Raw genomic sequence first — 26,824 nt, forward strand, 5'->3', positions numbered from 1 at the left:
TTTTTTATTAATTTATTTACTTAATTTTTTTTCTAATTCGGTTTTCCAGTTTTGATAAGCTTCTTCGTAAGCCTTTTTATTTTTTAAAGGAACAAATGTCATTACATGATCATTATTAGTAATGTTTTCGCCAAAGGTTTTAAAATCGCCATTTCTTAAACCTACTGCTCTTGCAGCGCCAATTGCACCTGTTGTATTATAAATCTCTATTTCTTGCCCTATTAAAGTAGCCACTGTATTTGAGAATATTTCTGAACGGAATAAATTATCATTCCCTGCTCTAATTACATCAATTTTTGCGTTGTCGTTTTTTAAGATTTCCATTCCGTATACAAATGAAAAAGCAATACCTTCTAAAGCTGCTCTGTATAAATGTCCGTTATTATGAATATTGAAATTTACATTCACAAAATGAGCACCAATATTTGTGTTATTTAGCATACGTTCTGCTCCATTACCAAAAGGTAAAATGGAAACACCTTCTGAACCCACAGCAACTTGAGATGCTTTTTCGTTCATCTCTTCGTAAGAAATATCACCTAAATTATTTTTAAGCCATCTATACAAAATACCTGAACCATTAATACATAACAACTTACCTACATTTTTAAGATTTTTAGCATAATTAATGTGTGCAAAATTGTTAATTCTGATAGATTCTTTTGATTTTAATTGATCTGTAACTGCATAAATAACGCCAGATGTACCACCAGTTGCAGCAACTTCACCAGGATTAAACACATTTAAAGACAATGCATTATTAGGCTGATCTCCTGCTCTGTATACAATAGGAATTCCTTTTGGTAAGCCAGTAATTTCTGAAGCTTTTGCATGAACTTCGCCTTGATTTGTAAAATTATCGACAACTTCTGGAGTTAAGGATGGCGATATTCCATAATATTCTAATAACCAGTCTGCAACTTTATCTTCTTTATAATCCCAAAGAATACCTTCTGATAAACTATTTTTAGTTGTGCAGACTTTACCAGATAATTTCGCTGCGATAAAATCTCCAGGTAACATATATTTATGAATTTTATCATAAACTTCTGGTTCATTATCTTTTACCCATTTTAATTTAGAAGCTGTAAAATTTCCAGGAGAATTTAGTAAATGTTCTGTACACTTTTCTTCTAAATCGTTAAAGGCTTTGTTGCCAATTGCTACTGCTCTACTGTCGCACCAAATAATTGAATTTCGTAAAGATTTAAGATTTTCATCAACCACAACCAATCCATGCATTTGATAAGAAATGCCTATACCTGTAATTTTAGATGCATCTATTCCTGATTCTGCAATGGCTTTTTTTGTAGCAATACAAATATAATTCCACCACATTTCAGGGTCTTGTTCTGCCCAATCATTCTGAACTGCTAAAATTTCCATTTCAGCTTCTGGTTCATTTTTTGTGATGATATTTGCGCCCGATTTTGCATCAACCAAAGCAACTTTTATAGAAGAACTACCAATATCGTAACCTATGTAATACATAATTTATAATGATTCTCTTAGTGTTAATTTTGTAGGCACATAATGCTGCATTAATTTATCTTGCATTACAAATTCTGCTGCTTTTGTTCCTAATTCTTTAAAATCTGTAGAAATGACTGAAATACCTTTGTAAATAAATTTTTTCATAGGTGTTTCGTTATAAGAAAGAAAGCCTACGTCTTTACCAGGCTCGTAATTTTTCTCTTTAGATTGCTCTAAAAACCTACCCAACATTCTATCACTCGTACTTATATAAGCAGTGTTTTTATGAACTTTAAATGTTTTTGGGTCTGTAACAATTCTATAATTGAAATTATTTAAAGCACAATATTCTTTAAAATAATCTACTGTTTCTATAGGATGATAAGTAAAAGTTGGATACAAGAAAACCAATTCTTTATACTTACTAAACGCTTCTGTTGCACCTTTTAAAGCTTCGAAAAAAGATTGCCCAAAATCTTGAAAAACGTAATTATTGTTGCTAATAGAATGTACGCTCCAATCTATTAATAATAATTTATCATTATCAATATCAGCAATTACCTCAGGCACATCATTATGATTAAAAGGCATTACAACATACTTGTAATATTTACCTTTAGAATTGTTTAAAATGGTTTTAAAATTATCAATATTATAATGATGAAATTGTAAATCGACAATTATATTTTCTGATAAATTTTGCACAAAAGAATGATAAACCACTTCTTTATACGCCTTAAAAGTATCTAACACCAACAAAACTTTTTTAGTTTCATTGGCTATATAATACCCTTTATTAGGTACAGATTCTATAACTCCGTTTTCTTTTAAAATAGAATATGCTTTAAAAACAGTGTCTCTAGAAAGTTGAGTGGCTGCGCAAATTTTATTTACTGAAGGGATAGCATCTCCAATAACAAAAAGGTTTTCTGCGATAGCATCATTAATAGCATTTACAATCTGTTGATATTTTGGAATATCACTTTGATGATTAATTTTAAAATAAAAATTTGTTTTATCCATACTGTTCTGTTCCGTTCTGTAAATATATGAAAAAATGTGAATAAAACTTATTCTACCTATAAAAAATATTATATCAACAAAAAAAAGCAGATTTATAATTAAATCTGCTTTTTTTAATTTTATAGTTCTAACTATTAGTCATTCCAATGTTCATCAATCACTTTTTGAATATGAGGATATTTTTCGCCATCTTCTTCATTTAGTTCTTTACGCTTGGCAATTAACTGCTCTTTTAAATTGGCAATAATATCTTTGTATTCTGGATCATTGTATGCGTTATTCATTTCTTTAGGATCTTTTGTTAAGTCGTAAAACTCCCAAGCAGCTGGTGTGTGTAAGGTAAATCGATTACCCCAACTTTTTTTGTTCCAATCTGCATCTGGATTGTCTGTATCTACCCAATATTTACCATAAAAGAAAATTAGTTTGTGAGTTTTAGTTCTAATACCAAAATGTGCAGGATTTGCATGTGCATGTGCCATGTGCATCCAATATCTGTAATAAGTAGATTGTTGCCAACCTTCTGGTTCTTTACCAGTTTCTAAAATATGTTTAAAACTATGCCCTTGCATTTTTTCTGGTGGTGTACCACCTGCCATTTCTATTAAAGTTGGTGCAAAATCTGTATTATTTATAATTGCATCAGTTCTACTTCCTGCTTTTATAGACTCAGGATATCTTACAAAAAATGGCATACGTAAAGATTCTTCATACATCCATCTTTTATCAATGTAATCGTGCTCACCTAGCATAAAACCTTGATCACCAGTATAAACAATAATGGTATTATCATACAAACCTTCTTCTTTTAGGTATTTTATTAATCGTGCAACATTATCATCTACACCTTTTACACATCTTAAATATCTTTTTAAGTATTCTTGATAAGTAGCACTCATGTATTCTTTTTCGCTTAAACCATCAGCTTGATGAATATCAAAATCTGGATTGTTTCTTTTAGAATATTTATTGCTCCACATACGCATTCCCATATGTCTAATTGTATTTCTTTTTGATAAAGATGAACCAATTACATGAATTAAAGAGTCGTTTTTACCTCTTGTACCTTCAGAACCATTATTACCATTATCGTAATAACTTTCTGGTTCAGGAATAAAAGTGTCTGCTAAATAATCTTTGTATCTTGGTGCATACTCAAAATCGTCATGAGGTGCTTTGTATTGATGAAATAGTACAAACGGTTTATTCTTATCTCTCTTATTTTTTAACCAATCTAAAGTAATGTCTGCAACAATATCTGAACTGTGCCCTTTGTACATTTTACCTTCGTAAGCTGGGTCTTTTTCATTAGCGAAATTCATACCTGTTTCTGTTAGGTAAGGATCGAAATAAGAACCTTGCTGACCGTGTTTTGTAAATACGTTATAATAATCGAAATTTGGTTCTTCTTTTAAATGCCATTTACCAACTATTGCAGTTTGGTAACCTAATTTTTTCATTTCAATTGGCAAATATTGATGCTCTTTTGGTAAACTACCTTCTAAATCTAATACTCCATTTGCTTGTGAATGTTGCCCAGATAAAATGGCTGCTCTACTTGGTGTACAAATTGAATTGTTTACAAAACAGTTGTCAAAAATCATCCCTTCATTCGCAATCTTATCTAAAGTTGGTGTAGGATTTAATTTTGATAAACGACTGTTATAAATCCCAAAAGCTTGAGAAGTATGGTCGTCTGCCATAATGTAAATAATATTTGGTTGCTTTGCCGTTTTTTGACTTTCTGCTTGCTTACAAGAAAAAATACTTAGCACTAAAGTTAGAATTGCAATTCTTTTTAAAAATATCATTGAGTAACTATTTTATAATAATTAATTATCGACTATAACAAATAACTAATAATTTACATTAAAGCAGCTACACAAATGAGCTGAACAATAAAACAAATGTTCTTTTAAGCAAACATTTTACTGTATTTTATCTTAACTTTTTAATAAGTCTTGCTCCCAATATTTTACAATTTGCTCATCTGTAGCATTTTCTGGTAAACCTCTTTTTTTTATTCCTTTTAAATAATATTGATAAGAACCTGTTTTAGCTTTAAGAATTGCTGCTGCAGATTCTGGTTTTCTATTCTTTTCGATGTCTTTTAATTTGACTGATAAAACTTTAAATAGTGTATTTTTTATGGTTTGATATTCCTCTTTATCAGATAAATTATACAGCTCATTTTTATCATCTTGTAAATTATACAACTCTATTTCTGGGCGCGTTTTTGCCATAAACTGATTGTATGGATATTTTAATTCGCCTTTTTGATGTAACACATTATACAACGAAAAAGCTGGGTATTGTAATTTTTTATAGGATGATAATTGCATATAGGGTAAATGTGGCATTCTGTTCCAAATTAATTTAAATTTACCATCTGAAATTGAGCGAATATCATCTACAGCATCTCCACAACGATCTCTAAAGCCAAAAATATAATTTCTTTTTTTACCACCTAAAACATCTTTTCCATACATATTTTTAGGAACATCGATATTTGCTAATTTTAACGTACTTGAGGTAATATCAACCAAACTGATTAAATCATCTTTAACTGTACCTGCTTTTAATTTCTTTGGATAACGAACAATTAACGGAATTGCCAAACCACCTTCATACAACCATTGTTTATCTCTTAAATGCGGACGCCCATGATCGCCAAAAAGAATTACAATGGTATTATCTGCTAAACCTTCTTTTTCTAATCTTTCAAGAATTTGACCTACTTGTTTATCGCCAATTTGAACACTTTCTAAATATTTTGCCCAATCTGCTTTTAACAAAGGATGATTAGGATACGAACCAGGTAAGGTTACTTTTTTATAATCTATTGCGTTTTCTTTATCGTATTTAAAACTACGATGTGGTTCGTGAATTTGTACTTGTGCAAAAAATGGTTGCCCTTCTTTTCTTTGATTCCAGTCTGTGCCATCAAAAAAATTGTTACCTAAAAAATTATAATCTTCTTTTCCTTTTTTGTTCATATTATGTGCCCAACCATTGCTACAGAAATAACCATTTTTTTGAAAAATTTCCATAATTGTAGCAACCCCATCAGGTAAATTTTCTTTATCAATTGTTCTATGATTAAGCACATTTATAGCACTAGGATACATACCTGTAATCTGCGAAGAACGACTTGATGAACAAACTGGCGCATTAGAATAAGCGTTTGTATAACGTATACCTTCTTGTGCCAATTTATCCATATTTGGTGTTTTAACATCTGTGTTTCCATAACAACTTAACTCTCTTCCAAGATCGTCTAAATTAATCCAAAGAATGTTGGGTTGTTGAATTATAGTTGTTTGTGTACTTTTTTGACATCCTATGAAAAGAAGAAAAGTGATACTATAAAAAACAGACTTAATTTTAAAACTATTCATTTTCTTTTTGAATTCTATTCAGTTGTTTTTTACTTAATTTTCTAGAAAAATAAACTTCAGGATCTAAATATAATCGTGTATCTTTCATCTGAGGATCGTTTAAATCTAAACTTAAATCGCAATCAAAACGTGCTAAATAACTGTATTTTCTTCTATTACCAGTACTTGCACCTTGAGAACCCGTAAAATGAGATAATCCCCAAGTTATTCCACGTCCATTACCATTGCTGGTAAATGCATCTGGCACATATGCACCTGCAGCAAATGGCAATAGTGCTGTTACAGAAGCAATATCAAAAGTTACTCCATCAGGAGCATATTGAATGGTACTATTTTCGTTACCATCTCTAGTGATTATTGCTGCAATTCCTTCTTTAAAAGGAAACATTGCTGTTTCATGACCAGAGTTAAATAAAGGATTTAATGGATGTTTTTTAAATGGTCCTAAAGGATTATCTGCAATTGCCAAACCTGCTGCTACAATATACTCTGGGCGAACTCCATAGGCTGCTTTATAATAGATATAAATTTTTCCTTTATAAACCAATGGATAAGGATCGTGAATTGAGTACTGATCCCAAGTACCAGATTCTCCATTTGGTATAATTTCTTGGTCAACTATTGTCCAAGGTCCATCAGGTGAATCTGCATAAGCTGCTGCTACAGGACAATGATCTCCTTTTGTACCACTTGCTTCATTAAATGCCTGAAAATATAAATAGTATTTGCCTTTCCATTTTAAAATATCTGTAGTGGTTACAGAACGCCATCCTAAAGCAGGTTTTTCTGGTCTTTTTATTGCTGGACCTTGCTCTTGCCAAGTAATGCCATCTTTAGATGTTGCATACCAAATATCTGCCAAATCCCAATCTGTAGACGGAATTTTATCTGTAGATAAATGTGCACGCCCAAAGCCAACAGGTGGTTTTATGGTTTTTCTATAAGTATACCAAACATAGTATTTACCATTTTCTTTGATAATTTTTGATGGATCTCTTCTAGACTCAGTTCCATCACCATTACTATAATCAAATCCTTTTAACTTGGTATATTTAAATTGAGAAAACAATTCATTATCTTGTGGTCTAGGAGCCATATACCTATCATAAAGTCTTTCGTTTGCGGCACTTAAAGGCCTATCTGGTTTTGTCTGAGGAATATGCCAAGGATAGCCTTTTAAGTTTTCTAAAGAAACTTCTTTTTCTTGATCTTTTTTTGCTTCCTGATTACAAGAAATCAATAATAAAAAGTAAAAAATACTTATTATTAATTTTAAATTTTTCATTTTTCCTCCTATTTATTTTTTCTGATAATATTTAACGTAATCTACTTTCATACTTTTGCCATCTAAATCGTCTGTTAAAGTTCCATGCCATTTTATTAATGCCAAGCTCAACCAAATAGGAGTTTCGCTATGACAGAATTCATTTTTAGCTCTTCTAATTTCTTTTCCATCAAAATAAAAGATGAGTTCATCTTCATTCCATTCTAAACCATACGTATGGAATTCTTTAGAAAAATCGTATTGTTCTTCTGCATTTAACACAGTAATATCTCTCCAAACACCATCTTTAAAATATTGTATTTTGTATTCGTGAATTAAACTTCTCCAGTTTTTATTTTTAGCTCTCCAACCGTTTATAAACTGTATGCACCCTACTTTTATGGCTTTATCCCAAGTGAATTCTACCCATTTTTGTCCTTCTTTTTGAGTGCTCCAAGATGTAAAAGGATTACCATCTATCAATTTAGATTCTGAAGCATTTTTGTTAAAAGAACCACTAGAAGTTATGGTTACATTTTTAGCCTTGGCATAATTTACCAAACCTTCAATATCTGTGTCTGCTGTTTCTGACAATACTTTTGGGTATTCTCCAGATTCATTTACACCATAAACTCTGAACTCGCCAATATTAAATCTAGAACTATTATTAGAAATAAAACGTATTTTTTTTGTTTCTACAGGCAACTCTAATTGAATAGAATAATCTGGTTTTGCACCAAAATAAAACTGCTTGTTAAAACTTGGGTGCGTCTTTTTTCCATTTGGCATTACTGTAAAATCTGACCAATTGTGAATATTTGTACTTACCTCATTTGGGTAATGCCCTTCATTTATATCGATTTCAAAAATTTTACCTTCTTTTGGTTCTTTTCTTGGTTTGGTCATTAACCAAAAAGAGTTGTTGGTAGCCTCACCACCTGCATATTTGTATCTGCATTCAAAATACCCGTATTTAAATTTTTTCTTTGTCCAGATACTTCCTGCAGTCCAATCTTGGCCTCCTCTTTTTTCTTTTCTGATGTTTAAATGTAACACTCCATTTACAGGCTCAACATTTTCGCGCCAACGACTACAATACAAGTTTTTACTTGAATGATTTGCTGATTCCCATTCTTTGTCTAATTCTTCGTTTTTATAATTAAAATCATCTTGCCAAGTTAATTCCCAATTAGTATAATCGAATTTTTTAGTTTCTTGTGCCTTGCTATTTTGTGCTAAAACTACAATTGAAAAACTGAAAACTATTTTTTTTAAAACTTTTATCATCTTTATTTTTCTTTAGTAATAATTAACGGAATTTGTAAATTAAAAGAATGGCGAACATTATTTACATCTATAGAATCTGCTGCACATAAAAGTGCTATTGGTTTTCCATTTTCGATAAAAACTTGTGGGCGTTCTAAATGATCGAATTTATAAGATGAGCCATCTTGCCAAGTTACAGTTCTGTCTGAAATTTCGAAATATTTACCTTGACTCCAATGAATACCATCATTTGAATCATAATGTACCAAAGAGAAAAGACGTTTTTTATTTACGTGTTTTATCCTCTTAACAATGGCTCTATATTTACCATCTTGATACCAGATATAAGGATCTTCTGCAGGAAAAGTTTCACCATCAAAAGTAAAAACCGGATCTGGATATTTTTTAAAAGGACCTGTAGGCGAATCTGCAATAGCAACCATATGCACTACTGGACCACCAGCTGGTAATTTTCGTTTTTTGCCTACAGCTTTATAAACCATTAAAATTTTACCATCTGCCATTTGACAAACAGAAGGATTGGATGTCATTAAAGCATCGTGTGCCAAAGAATCATTTTTTGTGATGTCTAGAACTGGTTTATCAAAACGTTTCCAAGGGCCATTTGGGCTATCTGCAACTGCAACACCAATTCTTTGGTTATTTCTGTGTACCCAATTTATTTTTGCTTTTCCAGGAACACTTACTATTTTTTTATTGCCTGTATTACCCATATAATACAGATAATATTTACCATTAAATTTATGTACTGTTGGGTTATGAGTGGTAGAACCATCCCAAAATTGTGGTCCACGATCTGGAAGTGCATCATCTTTGTGTGTAAAAGGCCCAAAAGGAGAATCTGAAACTGCGTGCGAAATAATGGAATAATTAACCCATTCCCAACCTATATTTTTTGGCCATTTTGCGTAAAACATATGGTATAAATCATCTTCACCTTTTACCAAAGAACCTCCCCAAATGCTCATTGTATCGTTCTCGAAAATTGATTTTTTAGAAACTTTCCCCAATTCTATTTTATAGTTTTCTATTTTTTTTGTTGATTTTTCTGAAGTTTCTTTTTTTCCTGAACAAGCGCTTAAGAAAGCTAAAAACACGATTAGTACTGAATAATATTTCATTTTAATTAATTTGCTTTTTTGTTGATTTTACAATTTGAGACCAATTACTGTCCTTACTACTTAACCTTCTTTTTATTTTGAAATAAATTTCATCTTCGTTATTTAAATCAATAGACAACATTCCACGAACATTAGATGTAAATTCTTTGTTTAAATTCTCTTTTGATGTTCCATAATTCACACTGTAAATTCTATCATTAAAATCGCTAGAATAACCAATTACCAATTTATTATCCGTGATAAAAGCATCCCAAATAATTGGAGGTAATACTAAGTTATTGGGTGTTGCTTTTACCATTTCTGATGGATTGCTAACCCCTTTATCGTTTAAGGCAAACAATTTAAAATTGTAAGAATTATTGTTTTTTATGCCTACAATATCAATTAAAGGTTCTATTGTTTTTATGGATTTCATTTCAACTCCAACATCATTTATATAAGACACGTAATATTCTGTTGCATTTGGCACTTTATCAAACAAAATTCTAACACTTTTATCACCAGAAATTATTTTCGAAATTTTAGGTGTAATTGCTTTTTTAAAAGAAACAGTTTTTGTGAATCTTGAGTAATTTGTGGGTGTAATTAAGGCAACTGTTAAGTCTAAAATATCATCAGAAAAAGCATTCCAAGAAATAGCACCTTTCCAGAATTTATCTTCAGGATTTAATATTGGCAAATCTAAAGAGTTTTCAAGAACAACTTTGCCTTTTGTGTTTTTAAATTGATATTTCAATTTGTAATTTTTCATAGCATGACTTGGATAATCGCTTCTACTTTTTATCGGAATTTTTATATCCGCAGAATTTTTATCAAAATTAATATTCGAAATTTCGATATCTTTTATTGGTGCGTGTTCCTTTTTTATTCTGTTAAATAATCTTCTTTTTTGTCTCCAAGAACTGATAATTCCCCACACACGATTTTCTTCTGCTGTTGTTGCTGCATATCCACTTCTGTAGTCATTAAATGTCCACATAGAAGTACCTATTACAAACTCATTTTTATTTCTAAAATGGTTCATCCAATCTGAGAAAATTTCTTTATCAGCATTTAAAGCTGTTGATGGAAAAGGGTCGAAACCAAACTCAGAAATAAAGATGGGTTTATCTGGCCATTTTGTTCTTAAGGTATTTAAAATTTCTTGTGGTTTACCTTGCCAACGATACATATTGTGCATAATTAAATCTACAAATGTATTTGGATCTGTTTCTGGTGTATAGGCCTCTTTTTGCCCAGAATTACTTACGCAAGTTACCAATCTATAAGGGTCTAATTCGTTCTTAACATAATCGATTGCAGCCTTACCATACTCGAAATGATTGTTCAATTCGTTACCCACACTCCAACCAATTATACTAGGATGATTGAGGTCTCTTTCAATCATTCCTTTTAGCCAATATTTGGCTAATAAATAATTTTTTTCTCCTTCTGTAGATTTTGATATTTTTACATAAGGCTCATCTAAATTTAAGATTTCAGCATTTGGATTATTAAGGTAATCTTCCTTGTTTTCTAAAGTTGATAAAGGTTTATAGTTTGCTCTAAACTCATCATTATCTAGATCTCGAACATTAATTTCTTCGAAAAGTAAAATTCCTTTTTTATCACACAATTTGATGAGTTTTTCATTTTGAGTTCCGTGCATAATTCGCATAAAATTAGCACCAGCTTCTTTCATTAAATCCACATCTTTTTCTAAAACGGCTAAAGGTTCTGACGAGCCCCAAAAACGACTTTCACTAACTCTATTAAAACCTGCCAATCTTACTGGCTCTCCATTTAATAACATCTTAGAATTTGTCAATGCTACTTTTCGAATTCCGAAATTGTCTTGCTTTTTATTTAGAACAATAGCATCCTCAGAAATTGTGGTTTCTATTTGATATAATTTAGGATTATCAAAATGCCATAATTCTACATTTTCAGCTTTTAAAGACGTTTCTAATGTGATACTTTTTGATGAGTTTGGTTCAATTTTAATAATACCATTTAAAGCTCCAATAACTTTATCATCTAAAATTTTAGAATTTACTTGAATTGTTCTTTTTTTAGGGGAGTTATTTTCAATTTTCACTTTTAATTTTAAAGCTGCAGCACCTGTTTTTAAATCAGGATTTGCGTGTATGTATTGATAATCAATTCGTACATCTTTATTTTTTGTGATGGTTACGTCTCTAATAATTCCACCCCAATTCCAAGTGGCACCAACAATGGCAGAATTATCAGCTTGTACTGCAATTGTATTTTTACCATCAAAATTTAGAGCATCAGTAATATCAAACTCAAAAGGTGTAAAACCACCTCTATTATTCCCTATAAATTTACCATTTACATAAATTTTAGACAAATGATATACACCATCAAACTTTAGGTAAAATCTATTTTCTTTTGATTTTGTCCAGCTTTTTGGCAACTGAATTGTTTTACGATACCAAGCTTTTCCTGTATAATTCGAAAAATCATTAATCATTCCCCAATGACCAGGCACTTTTAAATTATGCCAATTTTCATCATCAAAATCACTTAAAAAAACACGTTTTGGTTCTTCTTTAGCTGTTAAATATTGCTCTTTAGAAATTGGTCTAAACATTACTGCATCTGCTGCTGTTGTTCCTGCTGCAATGGCTGTTAATTCAACATAATTTTTATCGGTATTTTTAAAATCATAAATTCCTAAGCTTATCCATTCACCACAAAAAGTTCGCTGACTTATGTATTTTGTAGTAATTCCATTTTTGTGTTTTATGTTGTATTGAGCTGTTAAATGAGAGGCAAAAGGAAACTTTGTAAACGCTTCATAATACCCAGAATTAGTAAAATTTGGATAAAAACGCACATAAGAATCATCATTTTTAGGATTGTTTGGAAAGTTATGCTGAATGTAATTTTCTTTATAAAACTTAGATGCTCTTGCTCCTTTTTTTAAGGTTTTCCATTTTCCTTTTACTTCAACATTTTTATCTGTATTATCAATAATGATATCAGATTCAGTTTCGTGAATGTTTAAATAATTAGAACCTTCGCCATAAATAGTATGGAATTTCCAATTGCCATTTAAGCTTAAAACATCTTCTTTACTATTAATTTCTGATGTTGTTTGATTAGCACAAGAAGTTAATAATAGCGCTATAAATAAATTAATAATTGTTCGCATATTGTTAGTTCTTATATATCTTTTTTATTTGTTGATATGCCTTTTTAGGCGCTCTTTTTTCGTTAACAACTCCCCATTCTCTAAATCCAGATGCTGGTGTGCCTTTATAATCGCTTCTATAATCGTTATAAGACCAAATTGATGATCCCACAACATATGGCAAGGTTTTTAAAATTTGTAATTGGTCTATTAATTGAGCTGATAATTCTCCTTCTGTAGCAGGACCAATCTGTTTTATTCCTATTTCTGATACAAAAATTGGCTTACCTGGAAATTTTTCGTGAGTTGATTTTGCAGCTTTCACTGCATCACCATAACTGTTAATACACAACAAATCTAATTTCTCAAAAGGTTCGTTTGTTTGGTCAGTATTTTTACCATAAGACGTTAAACTTACATAGGTTTTTAAACGTGTTTTATCTAAATCATCCACGTGATCTAACATAGAATTTATGTAATATAATTGCGATTTTGTAAGTGTTTTTTTACCCCAAGGTTTTATCGAATCTCGCAACTCATTACCCACACTCCAACCTACAACAGATGGGTGATTGTAATCTCTTTCTATCATTTCTGATAGCCATTTTTTTGTTAACGGATTGCCTTTAAAAGTTTGTGGATCATCATCTCCCCAAACAGGAATTTCTTCAATAATTAAATACCCAATTTTATCACAAAAGTCTAATAAATTTGGTGCTTGTGGTGAGTGCATCAATCTAGAAAAAACACCTCCTAAAGATTTAATATCTAACATATCTTTTTGCACCAATTCATCTGGTTCTGTGTTTCCATATTTTGGATGATCGTGAACTCTATTAAAACCATTCATTTTTACAGGTTTATTATTCAAAAACAATTGCTCTCCTTTGGCTTCAATTTTTCTTACTCCAAAATTATCTTTTTGTTCATCTTGTTCAATTTTATCAACTAAAAGTGCTGTTTTTAACTGATATAAATTTGGATGATTAAAATCCCATAATTTAAAATTAGATAACTTTTGTGTAAACGAAATATTAGAAACCTGAACTGAATTTGACTGTAAAACCACTTGATGTTCTTTTGATAAAACTGCTGTTTCTTGAAATAAAATTTCAGAATTTAAATCAACTTTCACAGTTCTATCATCATTATTTTCTAATTTATAGCTGATTGTAAAAGCTACAGTTTCATCATCAAAATTCGGAATTGCAGTGATGTGCTGACGAACCATTCTTACCTTCTGATTTTTTACCAAAGTAACAGATCTGCTAATGCCACCCCAAGCCCACCAAGCACCTCTGCTATAGGTATTATCTGCCAAAACCACCAAAATATTTTCTTTATTTTGGTTGATGTATGGTGTAATATTAAATTCAAAAGGCGTGTAACCACCAACGTGATTGCCAAGCAAAACACCATTTAACCAAACTTTACTGGTTTGATAAACGGCCCCAAATTGTATTCTTATTTGGCTTTCTTGCAAATCTTCTGGAATGCTAAATTTTCTTTGATAATAACCTTTTCCTTTAAATGTTGCGTATTTTTCTGTAGTATCCCAATTTCCTGGAACTGACAAAGTATCCCATTCTACAGCTTTATCTAGAATAATTTTTTCTTCGGATAAATTGTTAGCTGCTATAAAATTCCAAGTTCCATTTAAAGAAATTTGATTGTCTGAAACTTGTATAATAGCAGTTTGTTTTTTTGATTGACAAGCCATCAAAAAACAAATTAAAAACCCAAGTATAACTCCTTTTTGTATCATTTTTATGCGCAATAGATTTCAAAAATTGATGCTGGTACATTTTCTGAAGGATGATCGAATTCAAAAATCAATCCTTTTAATTTCGTTTTTTCATCAAACTTAAATTGATTTATAGTTTGATAATTACCTTGCTTGGTAAATAAAATTTCTCCTTCTAAATTTTTAATCACATAATTCTGAATCATAAATGGCACCACCTCTTCTGGATGCCCCATTAATGTAGATTCTAATGGATGATCGTAATCAGAATCTAAAAATAATTTGATTTCTGACAATTCTTTTTCTTTATCCCAAACCACTTTTACTGTTGGCTTTTCATCTTTTAAGTCTGCAACCCAAGCATTGGATTTTATGTAAGGTCTTACAAATCCGTTTCCTAAATTTTCGGAGCTAAAATCATCTATTGCTGGCGAAATTTCCATCGCAATATTTTGTCCTTTTGGTCTTCTATGAGGTGTCCAAAATTCAAAAGTATCTACACCAATATTTTCTGGTGGCGTTTGTTTTCCGTTGTTTGAAACGGCCTTATTTACTCCGTTAAAAACAGATAAAATTCCTGTAAATCTTTTATTGCTCGTTTTAATGCTTACATTTTCATTAGATAAAAAAGTAACAAAACCATATTGATTTTTTTCTAATCTTTTAGAAAATGAAACTTCTATGAATTGCTGTCCTTTTTGTAAATCAAATGCTTGAGTTTCTATGATAACTTCGGGTGTGTAATTTTCTGCTTTTTCTGATGTTCTTAGTTCAACTTTCAAAGTTGTAGCTTCAGTAGCTTTTACTTTCACTTTAAAACTATAGTTCTGATTTGCTTTTAATGGCAACATTTGAGCTGATGAAATTGATAATTGAAACCAATCTCCATCAAAAGGAATTTCTGATAAACTTAAACTCGACGACGCTTTTACATCAGCAGAATTAATTAAATTAGAAGCTTTTTGAATTGGTACATTAAGAATACTTTGCCCAATAATATTCAACTCATTTTGCAGTTCTTTGATTTTACCATTTTCTAAAATCTCTGCAGGATTTAGGTCATTTTCTATACAAATAGCAGCAGCCATACCCACAGCTTGTGCACAAAAACCAGTTGTAGCCATTACTCTTGTTGAGCCAAAAGCTACGTGAGTTGCACTGATTATTCTGCCAGCTAAGAATAGATTATCTATATCCTTGCTTACAAAAGAACGATAAGGAATATCGTAAACACCTTTAGAATGCCATTGCGTACAACCAGAAAGTTCGCTGTAAACTCCGTCTGCAGGATGTAAATCGATTGCCCAACCCCCAAATGCAATGGCGTCATCAAACTTTGTTTGTTCAATAACATCTTGTTGTTTCATCATATATAAACCCTCAAAACGCCTACTTTCTCTTTTTCCTGGTACAGTTGCAACCCATTCTAAAGTCATATTTTCTACACCCTCAAATTCACCTGAATTTTTGATGTAATCCCAAACTCCGTAAATTACTTTCCATAGTTCGTATTTTATTTCTTCTGTTTCGTGAATTGTATCGTGTCTTCCTCCATATTCAAACCACCAAAAACGGCAACCTTTATCGTCTTTACCAATGGATTTATATCTAGGAACTGTAGTAATATCTTTTAAAGCATACGCAGGCGGAATGTATTTTACAGGTTTGTCTGTTTCTTTGCTGTAGAAATACATAGAATGTCCCAACAATTCGCCATAAGATTTATCTGGTGCAAACAATTCGCCAAATTCTTCTTTAGACTCTGCTCCCATTCTAAAACTTGCGCCTGCTTTAAACGCCACAATTCCATCTCCAGAAGCATCGCAAAACAAAGGTGCTTTTATGTTATATTCTGTAGAATTTTGAGCGTTAAATGCTTTTACAGATTCAATTTTTGTGTCATTAGATTTATAAACGTCATATACAGCAGTATTTAAAAGTAAGGTAATATTTTCTTCATTTAGCACTTTCTCTAACAAAACAGTATCAAAAATAACCGCATTTCCTTCTTTGTTTCTGTAGAGGTTTTCAACTAAAATTTCATCCATAACTCCACCTTCTCTAGACCAACGATTGTTGTTACCCATATGAGAAGTTGCACCTAAAATCCAAAGACGAACTTCTGATGAAGCATTACCACCTAAAATGGGTCTATCTTGCACCAATGTTACTTTTATGCCTTTTCTGGCTGCTGTAATTGCTGCACAAACTCCTGCTGTTCCACCACCAATAACTACCAAATCTGTAGAAATAGTAATTTCTTTTGATTTTCTAACCTTTTTATTAAATGTTTCTTGAATCATTTATTTAATACTATTTCTTTGTTTTATATATGATATATGCTCCTAACATCAACACTAAAAACCCCATACTACCTACTAATATTTGAGCTTTATCGCCTATTAAGGCCAAGAGTACTATTAGAAATCCTGTAGATGCTACACCAATTCCTATAACTCGAGTCCCTTTTTTATTGCTACCATCAGATGGTTCTTCTGGTTGCAACTCTTTTAATTTTCTGTTGGTCTCATAAGTATCATAGGCAGTGGTTTTACTTTTCGAGTATTTTAAATCTATTTCGTAAAAAAGCAGTAATAAAATTGGTGTACACATACCCACCACCATTTCCATTGCTCTACCTAAAGTAAGGTCGATTAAACTTGGTGCTAAAAACTTAAAAAACGCATTAATTGCAAGCGATACAAATGTTACAATTAATACTGTTTTACCTGTTTGCCTTCTAGAAAACAAAGCCCATAAAGGTGGCAAAAACATTGCACCACCTGTTAAGGCTGCCAAACTCATTACCACTTCTACAATTCCGCCAAAAAGTGGGACTAGCAAAGCAATAATAATGGTAAGTAAGCCTAATAGAATTGTAGCTATTCTTGCAATTCTCACCAAACTTTTATCAGTAGTATTTGGGAAAAAGCTTTTGTATAAATCATTGGTTAACACACCTGCAGAAATGTTTAATGTTGTATTTACAGAACTTGATGTGGCAAAAACCATACCTCCTAACATTAAACCTAACATACCAACAGGCAACACTTCTTTACACATTAAAAGGTAAGCACCTTCGTCTGCTAATTCTCCCAATTCAGGATTTAAAACTCGGTAAATCATAGGTGGTAACATCCAAATTAAAGGACTAATTGTGTATAATGCACCAAACAACCAACCTACTTTTTTTGCATCTTTTGGAGTAGCAACACTTGTATAACGTTGTACATATGCCCAATTACCAGCTATAAAAAACAAGTTATATAAACCGAATGCAATCATAAAAACCCAAGAATATTCTGAATTTGTAAACTCAAAAAAACGTTCTGGAGCTTGTGAAATAAAATTATCTATGCCACCAATTTTATCAAAAGAAAGTGGCACAACAATTAAAACAGCGGCTGTTAAAACAATAAATTGAAGTACATCTGTTACAATTACTGCCCATAAACCACCAACAGCAGTGTAAATTAAAATAAGAACACCTAAAACAATTATACTTGTTGTTATAGGAATACCCGTTGAAACCTCAACTATTTTTGCTACTGGATATAAAAAAGCACCTGTTGTAAAAATGGAAATGAATAAAAATAAATAGGTATAAATTTTTTGGGTAGATTTACCTAAACGTTCAGAAATATATTCTGCAGCAGTTAAAGCTTTTGTTTTTTGCCATTTAGGTGCAATAAAAAAACCAATAATTACACCTGCAATACACATTGTCCATTGAATGGTTACTGCAACCCAACCAGTTGAGTACGCAATAGAACCCCAAACTACAAAAGTACCAGCAGAAAAGAAGCTCATAAATAAAGACAAACCACTCATCCACCAAGGTAAAGCTCCACCTGCAGCAAAGTACGATTTCATATTTTTACCAGCTTTAGAAAAACTCATTCCGCAGATAAAAACTAGCAGTGTAAAAATTAAAATAACTGAAAGATCTATAGTTCCCATTTAGGTTTTTTTGTGGATGTTTTTACCAAATTACATAATAAAACAATATGAAGGTTCAATTTTGTTTTCGGAAACGTTTCCGAAACTAAAATAATTAACGGAAACGTTTCCGAAAAATGTATCTTTGAAAAATTAAAGCCCAATTTTTATGGAATATATTACCATTAAAGACATTGCTAAAAAGCTAAATGTTTCTATTTCTACTGTGTCTAGAGCTTTTAATGATAAGTATGATATTAAGAAAGAAACTAGAGAATTGGTCTTAAAAACTGCCAATGAAATGGGTTATAGACCCAATCCAATTGCAAAAAAATTAATTCAAAAAAGGTCTTATAATATTGGTATTGTTGTACCTGAATTTGTAAACAGTTTTTTTCCTGAAGTAATTATTGGCGCGCAAGAAATTTTACATCAGAAAGGATATCAAGTACTTGTAATGCAGTCTAATGATTCTTGGGAAATTGAATTAAAAAATGTTGAAACTTTAGTAGATAATATGGTTGATGGCTTAATTGTTTCTCTTTCTTCTGAAGACCACAATAACAAATACTACAATTCCTTGATTAAAAGAGGAATTCCTATTGTATTTTTTAATCGAGTTGTAGATGAATTTGAAGCCTCTAAAGTTTTGTTTGATGATTTTAAATGGGCTTTATTTGCTACAGAACATCTGATTATACAAGGATATAAAAACATTACTCATATTGCAGGTAGTAAAAATTTGACTTTGACTAAAAACAGGATTAAAGGTTTTAAAGCTGCGCATCGTAAATACAAACAAGAATTAGGGAGTATCATTTATGCTGGTTTTACAATGGAAGATGGCGAACGAGTTGCTCTAGAAATGATTGAAAAAGAAAAAGTACCAAGAGCTATTTTTGCGGCTAATGATGCCACTGCAATTGGTGCAATGAAAATATTTAAAGAGCACGGTTTTTTAATACCAGATGATGTTGCTTTTGTTGGTTTTTCTGAATCTAGATTGGCTAAAAATGTATCGCCTCCTATTTCTTCTGTAGAGCAACCCACATATGATATTGGACAATCTACAGCAAAATTATTATTAGACCAAATAGAAAATAAGGGTTTACACATACCACAAACCCTTATTTTAAACGGACGATTAAATATTAGAGAATCATCTATAAACTTAAAAAAAGTTTAATTCTTATTCTTTAATAATTCTTTATTCTGCTTTTCTACTCTATCTTTTTGCGCCTTACTTAAACCGTGTTTATAATAAAACGCTGGCTTTCTATAATATTGCGATTTTTTCATTTGCTGATCATCAACATCTAAACTTAAATCGCAATCGAAACGTAATAAAATTGCGTGATTTTTACTCCATTCTGTTACGTTTGTTAAATGAGATACACCCCAAGTAATCCCTCTACCATCTTTTGTATCTGTAAACGCATCTGGTATAAATGGCCCACCAGCAACTGGCATTAACTCTGTGATTGATGCAATATCGAAATTTACACCATCTTCTGCATATTGCACTGTAAAATGCTCATTACCATCTTTAATTACTAAAGCTGCAATACCTTCTTTAAAAGGAAACATTGTAGTTTCATGACCTGAATTAATAATAGGATTTTGAGGATGTTTTGTGAAAGGTCCTAAAGGATTGTCTGCAGTAGCTAAACCTTGTAATCTTATTAAATCATCACCTTTACCTGAGTCTGATTTATAATACAAATAAATTTTTCCATTGTGTACTAAAGGATAAGGATCATGAATTGAAAATTGATCCCACTGACCCTCTCCTCCATTAGGAATTACAACTTCGCTATGAGGTGTCCAAGGTCCATCAGGAGAATCTGCATAAGAAACTGCCACTGGGCAATCATCACCTCTTAAACCACTAACTTCCATAAATCCTTGGTAATACAAATAGTATTTACCTTTCCATTTTAAAATATCTGTAGTTGTTACAGAACGCCAACCTACAGCTGGTTTTTCTGGTCTTTTTATAGCAACACCTTGCTCTTCCCAAGTAAAACCATCTTTACTGGTTGCATACCAAATATCGCATAAATCCCAATCACTAGAAGGAATTTCGTCTGTTGCTAAATGAGCGTTTTTACCACCAACTGGTGCTGTTTTTGTATTTCTATACGTATACCATATGTAATATTTTCCGTTTTCGAAAATAATTTTAGATGGATCTCTTCTTGTAATTGTACCATCGTGATTGTTGTAATCAAAACCTTTTAGTTCTGTATATTTAAATTGAGAATACAATTCATTGTATTTTGGTTGAATACCCATATAAGCATCGTAATTACGCTCCATAGCCTTACTTAATTTTATGGCTGGCTTTTCTTTAGGCATATAAAAAGGAAATCCTTTTTCTGGTAATTCTTGTGATTCTTCTTTCTGTTGGGTAGTACTGCAAGACATCATTAAGACCAAAACAGTTAAGACCAAATACTTCATATTCTATAATTTTAATTTGTATAATTAGTTAATATATTCTTTGTAAATTTTATTTACGTTTACAGTATCTCCTACTTTTAATTGCCAATTTTCGAATTTACTTAATAAACTTTTTATTACTGGCTTCGATTTCTTGTTGTCAAGTAAATTTCTAGTTTCCCAAGGGTCTTTTTCTAAATTGTAGTACTCTATTGCACCTGTTTTTGGATACATAATTAATTTTTTATTGTTTGATATAATTCCTCTTTGATCATCAAACATCGCTAAATAGATAGATTCTCTAGCTTTAGCTTTTTTATCGATTAAGGGTTTTAAACTTTGAAAATCGATATTCTCTACACCTTTAAAACCTAATAAATCGAATAACGTTGGGTTAATATCTTGTAAATAAACACGTTCTTTTATTTTGGTATTGGCTTTAATTTTTGGTGCTTTTATAATTAATGGAGCTGTTACACTTGGCTCGTACAAACAAACTTTACCAGCAACTCCGTTTTCGCCAAAATTAATTCCATGATCAGACATAAATACAATAATTGTGTTGTTGTAAATTCCTTTTTGTTTAAGGGCTTTTATGATGTCTCCAATTCTATCATCCATATGCGTAACCATAGCATTATTTTGCTGTACTCTATTTTGCATGGTTTTTGATCTTAAAGGATTGTTTGTATATTGATATTTTACATTTTTATTTAGAGGTATATTATCTACAACACTTGGTGGTAAAACAATTTCTTTAGCAGGATATAAATCGTAATAATTTTGCGTAGTTTGTCTTGGCACATGAGGTGCATTAAAAGCTACGTACATAAAAAATGGTTTATTATCCTTGTAATTTTCAATATATTCTACTGCTTCTTTACCTGTAATGTCTGTAATATGACCCGCTTTTGAATTATAAGTTTTTAACTGACCAGGTTGTATGCTACCTAACTTTTCGAAAATTTCATTTGGTTTTTTACCATAAGCGTGCCATTTACCTGTCATAAAAGTTGCAAAACCATTTTCTTTTAAAACTTCAGGAAAAGCTTTTGGTGCATTTTTTCTATTTATTTTTTGCGATTTCCATAAGGTTTTTCCGTAAAACAACATTGTTCTACTGGGCACACAAACTGCTGGAGACCAACAGCCCATATTGTATGCATTTGTAAAAGAAACTCCATCTTTTGCTAACGCATCTAAATTAGGTGTTACCATTGCTGTATTTCCATACGCACCCAAAGCTTGATTGCTTTGATCATCAGATTCGATAAAAACGATGTTGGTTTGTGCTTGTAAATTTGCATGTAAAGCAAAAGTTAGTAATATAAAAACTATTCTTATCATTCTCTAGTATTTCAATGTTTAACTTAATTATAATAATCCCAAAAATGATATTCTCTTTCTTTACTGCTTGTTACTTTAACATCACCTAATTCATCAGCTTTTGCTTTCATTTCTTTTCTCATTAGAGCAACCTTTTCTTTGTATTGTGGTAAAAACGATAAATCTGTGGTTTCCCAAAAATCATCTTTAATATTAAACAATTGCGTTACTCTAGCACCTGCAATAAAAGGTCCATTTTTCCAATGATTACCATTTGCTTTTACATATTCGATTAATTTAAAATCTCCTTTTCTGTATGCTCTTTGAAATTGTTTATAAGCATGATATGTTGATTGCCTAATTTGTTCGGTTTTATAATCTATTACAGGTTTTAAACTTTTACCATTCATCGATTTTGGCTTTTTTAAATTTGCAAGATCACAAATGGTTGGAAAAATATCTTGAATGTAACTTAACGCGTCAATTTTTCTACCTTTCTGTTTTATGTAATTTCCAGAAATGATAAAAGGTACGTGTAAACCATCTTCATCATATACATTTTGTTTTCCTATTAATCCGTGGTTACCTACTGCCAAACCACTATCGCCTGCTAAAACAATAATTGTATTTTTATACGCCCCACTATCTTTTAAAGCTTGTATTACTTTACCAATTTGCGCATCTAAATGCGTAATAATTGCATAATATTCTGCTAAGTGCTTTTTAGCGATTTCATTGGTTCTTGGCCAAGGTGCAAGAGCTTCATCTCTAACAGTCATTGCTCCATTATCAAAAGGATGTTGTGGTAAATAAGAGGGTGGTAACTTTATATTTTTTGTATTGTATTTATCTAAATATTCTTGAGGTGCTTGTCTTGGATCATGAGGTGCATGAAATGCCAAATACATAAAAAAAGGTTTTTCTTTTTTGCTTTTTTTGATGTAATTCGATGCATGTTCTGCAAACACTTCTGATGTATGTGGCCCTATTCTTTCTGTTCCTATAGGTCCTTTTTTATCTTCTTTTGTTAAGCTTCTTTTTATTCTTTTACCTTTTTTATCATATACTAACAAATAAGCTTCTTTACGAGTATAGTTGCTATTTTTGTTAAAATCCCAAAAAGGCATTCTAAAATGATCTGTTAAATATGCACTTCTACCCATAATTTTATCACCAGAATTAAAAGAGCGATTTAGTGATGCGTTATCTTGATGCCATTTACCTACAATATGTGTATCATAACCTTCTTTTTGAAAAGCTTCTGCTATGGTTGTATCGTTTTTCGGAATGTTTCTTCCAACACCATCTAGCGTAAATAAATTTTTACCTGTTAGCAACATTGCTCTACTAGGTATGCAAGTTGCTCCAGAAAAAGAACCCATTAAATACGTTTTGGTAAATGTAATGCCGTCTTTTGCAAGTTGATCTATGTTTGGTGTTTGCACTTGTAAACCTGCTAACGTGTGAATACCCGAAAATCGATGATCGTCTGTATAAATTAATAAAACATTGGGTTTTTTGTTAACATTGTTCTCTTGTCCAAAAGCTTTACCTATTGAAAAAACAAGACAAAAAGCAAAAATAATTTTCAATAAAAATGTGCTCATCCTTTTACTTATTTACAAATTGTTTTTTTGTTATTTTCTTTCTGTTTGAATATATATTTTCTATGTATCCATCTTTTACATCATCAAAAACAAGGGTTGGTCTTTTATCTTCAGTAATAGTATTTACCTGAAAATTATTTACAGTTAAACCCTCTATATGTCTTGCATACAAACCATAAGCAGGCAAAGTACCTACTTTACTAAATTCTGGCCACCAATTGCCTATCGTTTCTAAAGTATATTCTTTTATTTTGTTTGATGCATCTTGTTTTGTACCTCCACCAGCAACAGTAAACTGTATATTATTTAACTGAATATCTTGTATGTAATGATTTGGCATACCTGTTAAAAAGAAAGCTGAATTTTTATCTAGTTCTCTATTATCAACAATAAAATTGCTAAAAATAAAACTGTGCATTGCTTTGTAAGGCAACATTTCTTGTGGTGCATCTACACCTGCTCTTTGTTGGCAAAAAGTCATAAAAACTGGCCTCGGAACATTTTTCATTGTTAGATTTGTAAAGGTCATATTTTTCATTTCTCCACCTTCATTCATCTGAATTTTTAAACCTGAATCTTTGATATCAAAAAAAGTACAATTAGAAACTGTAACCGATTCAAAATTACCTCTCGATGCCAAACCTATTCGCATTCCTCCCCATTTTGTTTTAAAAATACAATTGGTTACTGTTACGTTTTTAATAGGATAATCTGGGTTTGATGTTTGTAAACAAATAGAATCATCGCTATTATCAAAAGAAGAATCACTAACTCTAACATTGGTACAACCATCAAAATCTAAACCATCTCCATTATGATTTATGTTACTTACAATTTTAATTCCTGAAACCACAATTTCATTACAATACAACCAAGCAGATGTCCATGCTGCAGGGTTTATTAAGTTTACATTTCTTATTTTAATGTCATTACATTTATAAAAACGCAATAACATTGGTCTTCCATTTCCTTTTTTTCTATTAAAATTTTTAGGAGATCCATTACCATTTATTGTTCCATAACCCTCTATTGCAAAAGATTTTGCATTGCGAGCAAAAATTAAGCAACGATCCATATGATGTTCGTTCTTGTACGTATTATAATGCGTATCTGTTGTGTAATCTTTATAATCTGGGCTACCTAATAAAATAGCTCCGTTTTCTATATGAAGCGTTACAAAATCTTTTAAATAGATCGTACCAATTACAACTGTTTTACCAGCAGGAATAATTACTTTACCTCCACCATTTTTGGTACAAGCATCTATAGCTGCTTGTACCGCTTTTGTGTCTTTGGTAATTCCGTCTGCTTTTGCACCATATTTTATCACATTAAAATCGGTTGCAAAAACTGAAAATTGCAAATAAAATATAAACAAAACTATTGCTTTTTTTATCATGATTTAATGCCCTCCATTTGGATGACTATCGTTTGTATATCTTAATACTTTTGGTTTTCCTACACCTCTTGCAGCTTTAATTTCTACTTGCCAAGCAGCTCTCATTTCTGCTAATTTTGCTTGATATTGTTTTTCATAAGCCAAGTTAGTTAGCTCATTAGCATCATTTTTTAAATGATATAATTCTTCATAAACAGGTTCTTCTCCTTCTAAAGAAGAGTCAGACAAGCTTCTGTAATAGGCTATATCTGGATCATGCACTGCATATAACATTTTGTTTACAGGCATACCTATACTTTTAGCAACTTCGATCTCTTTACTGGCAGAACGAGTTGTATTTTTATAATATCGAATGTATTTCCAATCTTTAGTTTGCACAGCTTCACATTTCGGATTTCCAAAATGTGTAGACCATAAATTTTCTGTAAACACATACTTTCTTATTTCTTTTGATGAATCTTCTGTTAAATGAGAAATATCTTTACCTTGAAATTCTTCAGGAACTTGAACACCAGCAAAGGTTAATATAGTTGGTGCTACATCTATAGATTGTACTAAAGCATCCGTTTTTAAGCCTTTGTGTTTTCTTTTTACCTTCGGATTCATAATAATTAGAGGTACGTGTGTAGTTTTTTCGTAACACAATGCTTTACCACCTAAACCTTGTTCGCCCATAAATAATCCATGATCTGAAGTAAAAATGATAATGGTATTTTTATCGATTTTTAATTCTTTTAATTTGGCTCTTAAATTACCAATCATTCTATCTATACCTGTCATGGCTTGCATTTGCCTTATATACCTTTCTTTAAATCCTTCTGGTGTATCTGAATGATTATAACCTGTTTGCCTATCTTCTGTTCTCAATAAATCTGCTGGTAATTTTGGCGTTTTTATATCTTTCTTAGCAATGTAATTTTTTGGCAATGGAATGTCTAAATCGCGATATAATGTTTTGTAAATATCATCATCATTCTTTTTTAATTGCATAGTACTTGTACCTGCTCCATGAGGTAAATTAAAGTTGATAGACAGTAAAAACGGTTTGTCTTTTGGCCTTACTTCTAAAAACTTAACAGCTCCTTTTAATTTTCTTGCATTCGGATCTAAAAAATCATCTACACTTTCGTTAATGATTTCTGGTTGTGTATGTGCAATAGCATCATTAAAAATTTCGTGTACTTGCTTCGGATAAAATCTAATATGTCCATGGCCTGCATACCAATAATCGAAACTTTTTTCCATTAAGCCACTTGTATAACCACCTTCGCCAATTGGCGCATGGTTTTTACCAATCCAACCTGTATAATAACCAGCGTTTCTCATAACAACTGGGTAAGATTTTTGCCAAGCTTCATCAGAAACAGATGTTCCTGAATTGAAATTTACGCCATGTTTTCTTTCATACTGACTTAATAAAATAGAAATTCTACTGGGTGTACAAATTGCACTTGTAATGTGTGTATTTGTAAACAAAGTACCTTCTTTAGCCAGTTGATCTATATTTGGTGTTTGTACAATATTATTACCTGTAGCACCCATCATTCCATAAGACTGATCATCAGTTAAAATAAAAACAATATTTGGTTTTTCTTGCGCAACGTAACTTATTGACAAACCAACAAGTAACAATTGTAACACATTTTTTTTAGATAAGAATTTCAT

17 protein-coding genes are annotated in these 26,824 nt (G+C 31.3%); 1 reads left to right on the forward strand and 16 read right to left on the reverse strand.

Annotated elements, in window-relative coordinates; translation table 11 throughout:
- Positions 1-12: 12 nt before the first annotated feature.
- From BW723_RS04215 to BW723_RS04265, 11 genes are all read right to left on the reverse strand, one after another.
- Complete coding sequence (locus BW723_RS04215) at positions 13-1,491, reverse strand: xylulokinase (RefSeq protein WP_068361857.1); 1,479 nt, start codon at positions 1,489-1,491, stop codon at positions 13-15.
- A gap of 3 nt (positions 1,492-1,494) precedes the next feature.
- The gene (locus BW723_RS04220) at positions 1,495-2,496 is read right to left on the reverse strand and encodes a GntR family transcriptional regulator (protein ID WP_068361855.1); all 1,002 of its coding nucleotides are present in this window, start codon (positions 2,494-2,496) and stop codon (positions 1,495-1,497) included.
- Positions 2,497-2,630: 134 nt separating this feature from the next.
- Positions 2,631-4,307: a sulfatase family protein gene (locus tag BW723_RS04225; RefSeq protein ID WP_068361853.1), complete on the reverse strand. Its 1,677-nt coding sequence runs from the start codon at positions 4,305-4,307 to the stop codon at positions 2,631-2,633.
- A 132-nt stretch (positions 4,308-4,439) separates the two neighbouring features.
- A complete protein-coding gene (locus BW723_RS04230) occupies positions 4,440-5,894 on the reverse strand; it encodes a sulfatase family protein (RefSeq protein WP_068361851.1) in 1,455 nt (484 codons plus the stop codon).
- On the reverse strand, positions 5,887-7,179 hold the full coding sequence (locus tag BW723_RS04235; RefSeq protein WP_068361848.1) for a glycoside hydrolase family 117 protein: 1,293 nt from the start codon (positions 7,177-7,179) through the stop codon (positions 5,887-5,889). The genes BW723_RS04230 and BW723_RS04235 overlap by 8 nt, the downstream gene beginning before the upstream one ends.
- 12 nt (positions 7,180-7,191) lie before the next feature.
- Entirely contained in the window at positions 7,192-8,445 is a 1,254-nt protein-coding gene (locus BW723_RS04240) for a family 16 glycosylhydrolase (RefSeq protein WP_068361843.1), read from the reverse strand.
- A 2-nt stretch (positions 8,446-8,447) separates the two neighbouring features.
- Positions 8,448-9,566: a glycoside hydrolase family protein gene (locus BW723_RS04245; protein WP_068361841.1), complete on the reverse strand. Its 1,119-nt coding sequence runs from the start codon at positions 9,564-9,566 to the stop codon at positions 8,448-8,450.
- Between the two features lies 1 nt (position 9,567).
- Positions 9,568-12,723 (reverse strand): glycoside hydrolase family 2, encoded by a 3,156-nt coding sequence (locus BW723_RS04250; protein WP_068361837.1) that lies wholly within the window; start codon positions 12,721-12,723, stop codon positions 9,568-9,570.
- 4 nt (positions 12,724-12,727) lie between these two features.
- On the reverse strand, positions 12,728-14,422 hold the full coding sequence (locus BW723_RS04255) for a glycoside hydrolase family 2 protein (RefSeq protein WP_139059118.1): 1,695 nt from the start codon (positions 14,420-14,422) through the stop codon (positions 12,728-12,730).
- Positions 14,423-14,469: 47 nt separating this feature from the next.
- The gene (locus tag BW723_RS04260; protein WP_068361831.1) at positions 14,470-16,749 is read right to left on the reverse strand and encodes an FAD-dependent oxidoreductase; all 2,280 of its coding nucleotides are present in this window, start codon (positions 16,747-16,749) and stop codon (positions 14,470-14,472) included.
- Between the two features lie 10 nt (positions 16,750-16,759).
- Positions 16,760-18,406 (reverse strand): sodium:solute symporter family protein, encoded by a 1,647-nt coding sequence (locus BW723_RS04265; protein ID WP_068361827.1) that lies wholly within the window; start codon positions 18,404-18,406, stop codon positions 16,760-16,762.
- A gap of 148 nt (positions 18,407-18,554) precedes the next feature.
- Here BW723_RS04265 and BW723_RS04270 point away from each other — a divergent pair, with 148 nt between their 5' ends.
- A complete protein-coding gene (locus BW723_RS04270) occupies positions 18,555-19,571 on the forward strand; it encodes a LacI family DNA-binding transcriptional regulator (protein WP_068361824.1) in 1,017 nt (338 codons plus the stop codon).
- Here BW723_RS04270 and BW723_RS04275 read toward each other — a convergent pair.
- The 5 genes from BW723_RS04275 to BW723_RS04295 are packed head-to-tail and all read right to left on the reverse strand — an operon-like array spanning position 19,568 to position 26,824.
- Positions 19,568-20,848, reverse strand: coding sequence for a glycoside hydrolase family 117 protein (locus BW723_RS04275; RefSeq protein WP_076686333.1), 1,281 nt, complete (start codon positions 20,846-20,848; stop codon positions 19,568-19,570). The genes BW723_RS04270 and BW723_RS04275 overlap by 4 nt on opposite strands.
- A gap of 24 nt (positions 20,849-20,872) precedes the next feature.
- Positions 20,873-22,174, reverse strand: a complete 1,302-nt coding sequence (locus BW723_RS04280) for a sulfatase-like hydrolase/transferase (RefSeq protein WP_068361818.1) — start codon at positions 22,172-22,174, stop codon at positions 20,873-20,875.
- A 23-nt stretch (positions 22,175-22,197) separates the two neighbouring features.
- On the reverse strand, positions 22,198-23,760 hold the full coding sequence (locus BW723_RS04285; protein ID WP_068361815.1) for a sulfatase family protein: 1,563 nt from the start codon (positions 23,758-23,760) through the stop codon (positions 22,198-22,200).
- A gap of 4 nt (positions 23,761-23,764) precedes the next feature.
- Positions 23,765-25,159 carry a glycoside hydrolase family 28 protein gene (locus BW723_RS04290; RefSeq protein WP_068361812.1) on the reverse strand — a complete coding sequence of 465 codons (1,395 nt, stop codon included), beginning with the start codon at positions 25,157-25,159 and terminating at the stop codon, positions 23,765-23,767.
- Positions 25,160-25,162: 3 nt separating this feature from the next.
- Entirely contained in the window at positions 25,163-26,824 is a 1,662-nt protein-coding gene (locus tag BW723_RS04295; protein WP_068361809.1) for a sulfatase-like hydrolase/transferase, read from the reverse strand.

Source organism: Polaribacter reichenbachii (assembly GCF_001975665.1).
Lineage (GTDB): Bacteria > Bacteroidota > Bacteroidia > Flavobacteriales > Flavobacteriaceae > Polaribacter > Polaribacter reichenbachii.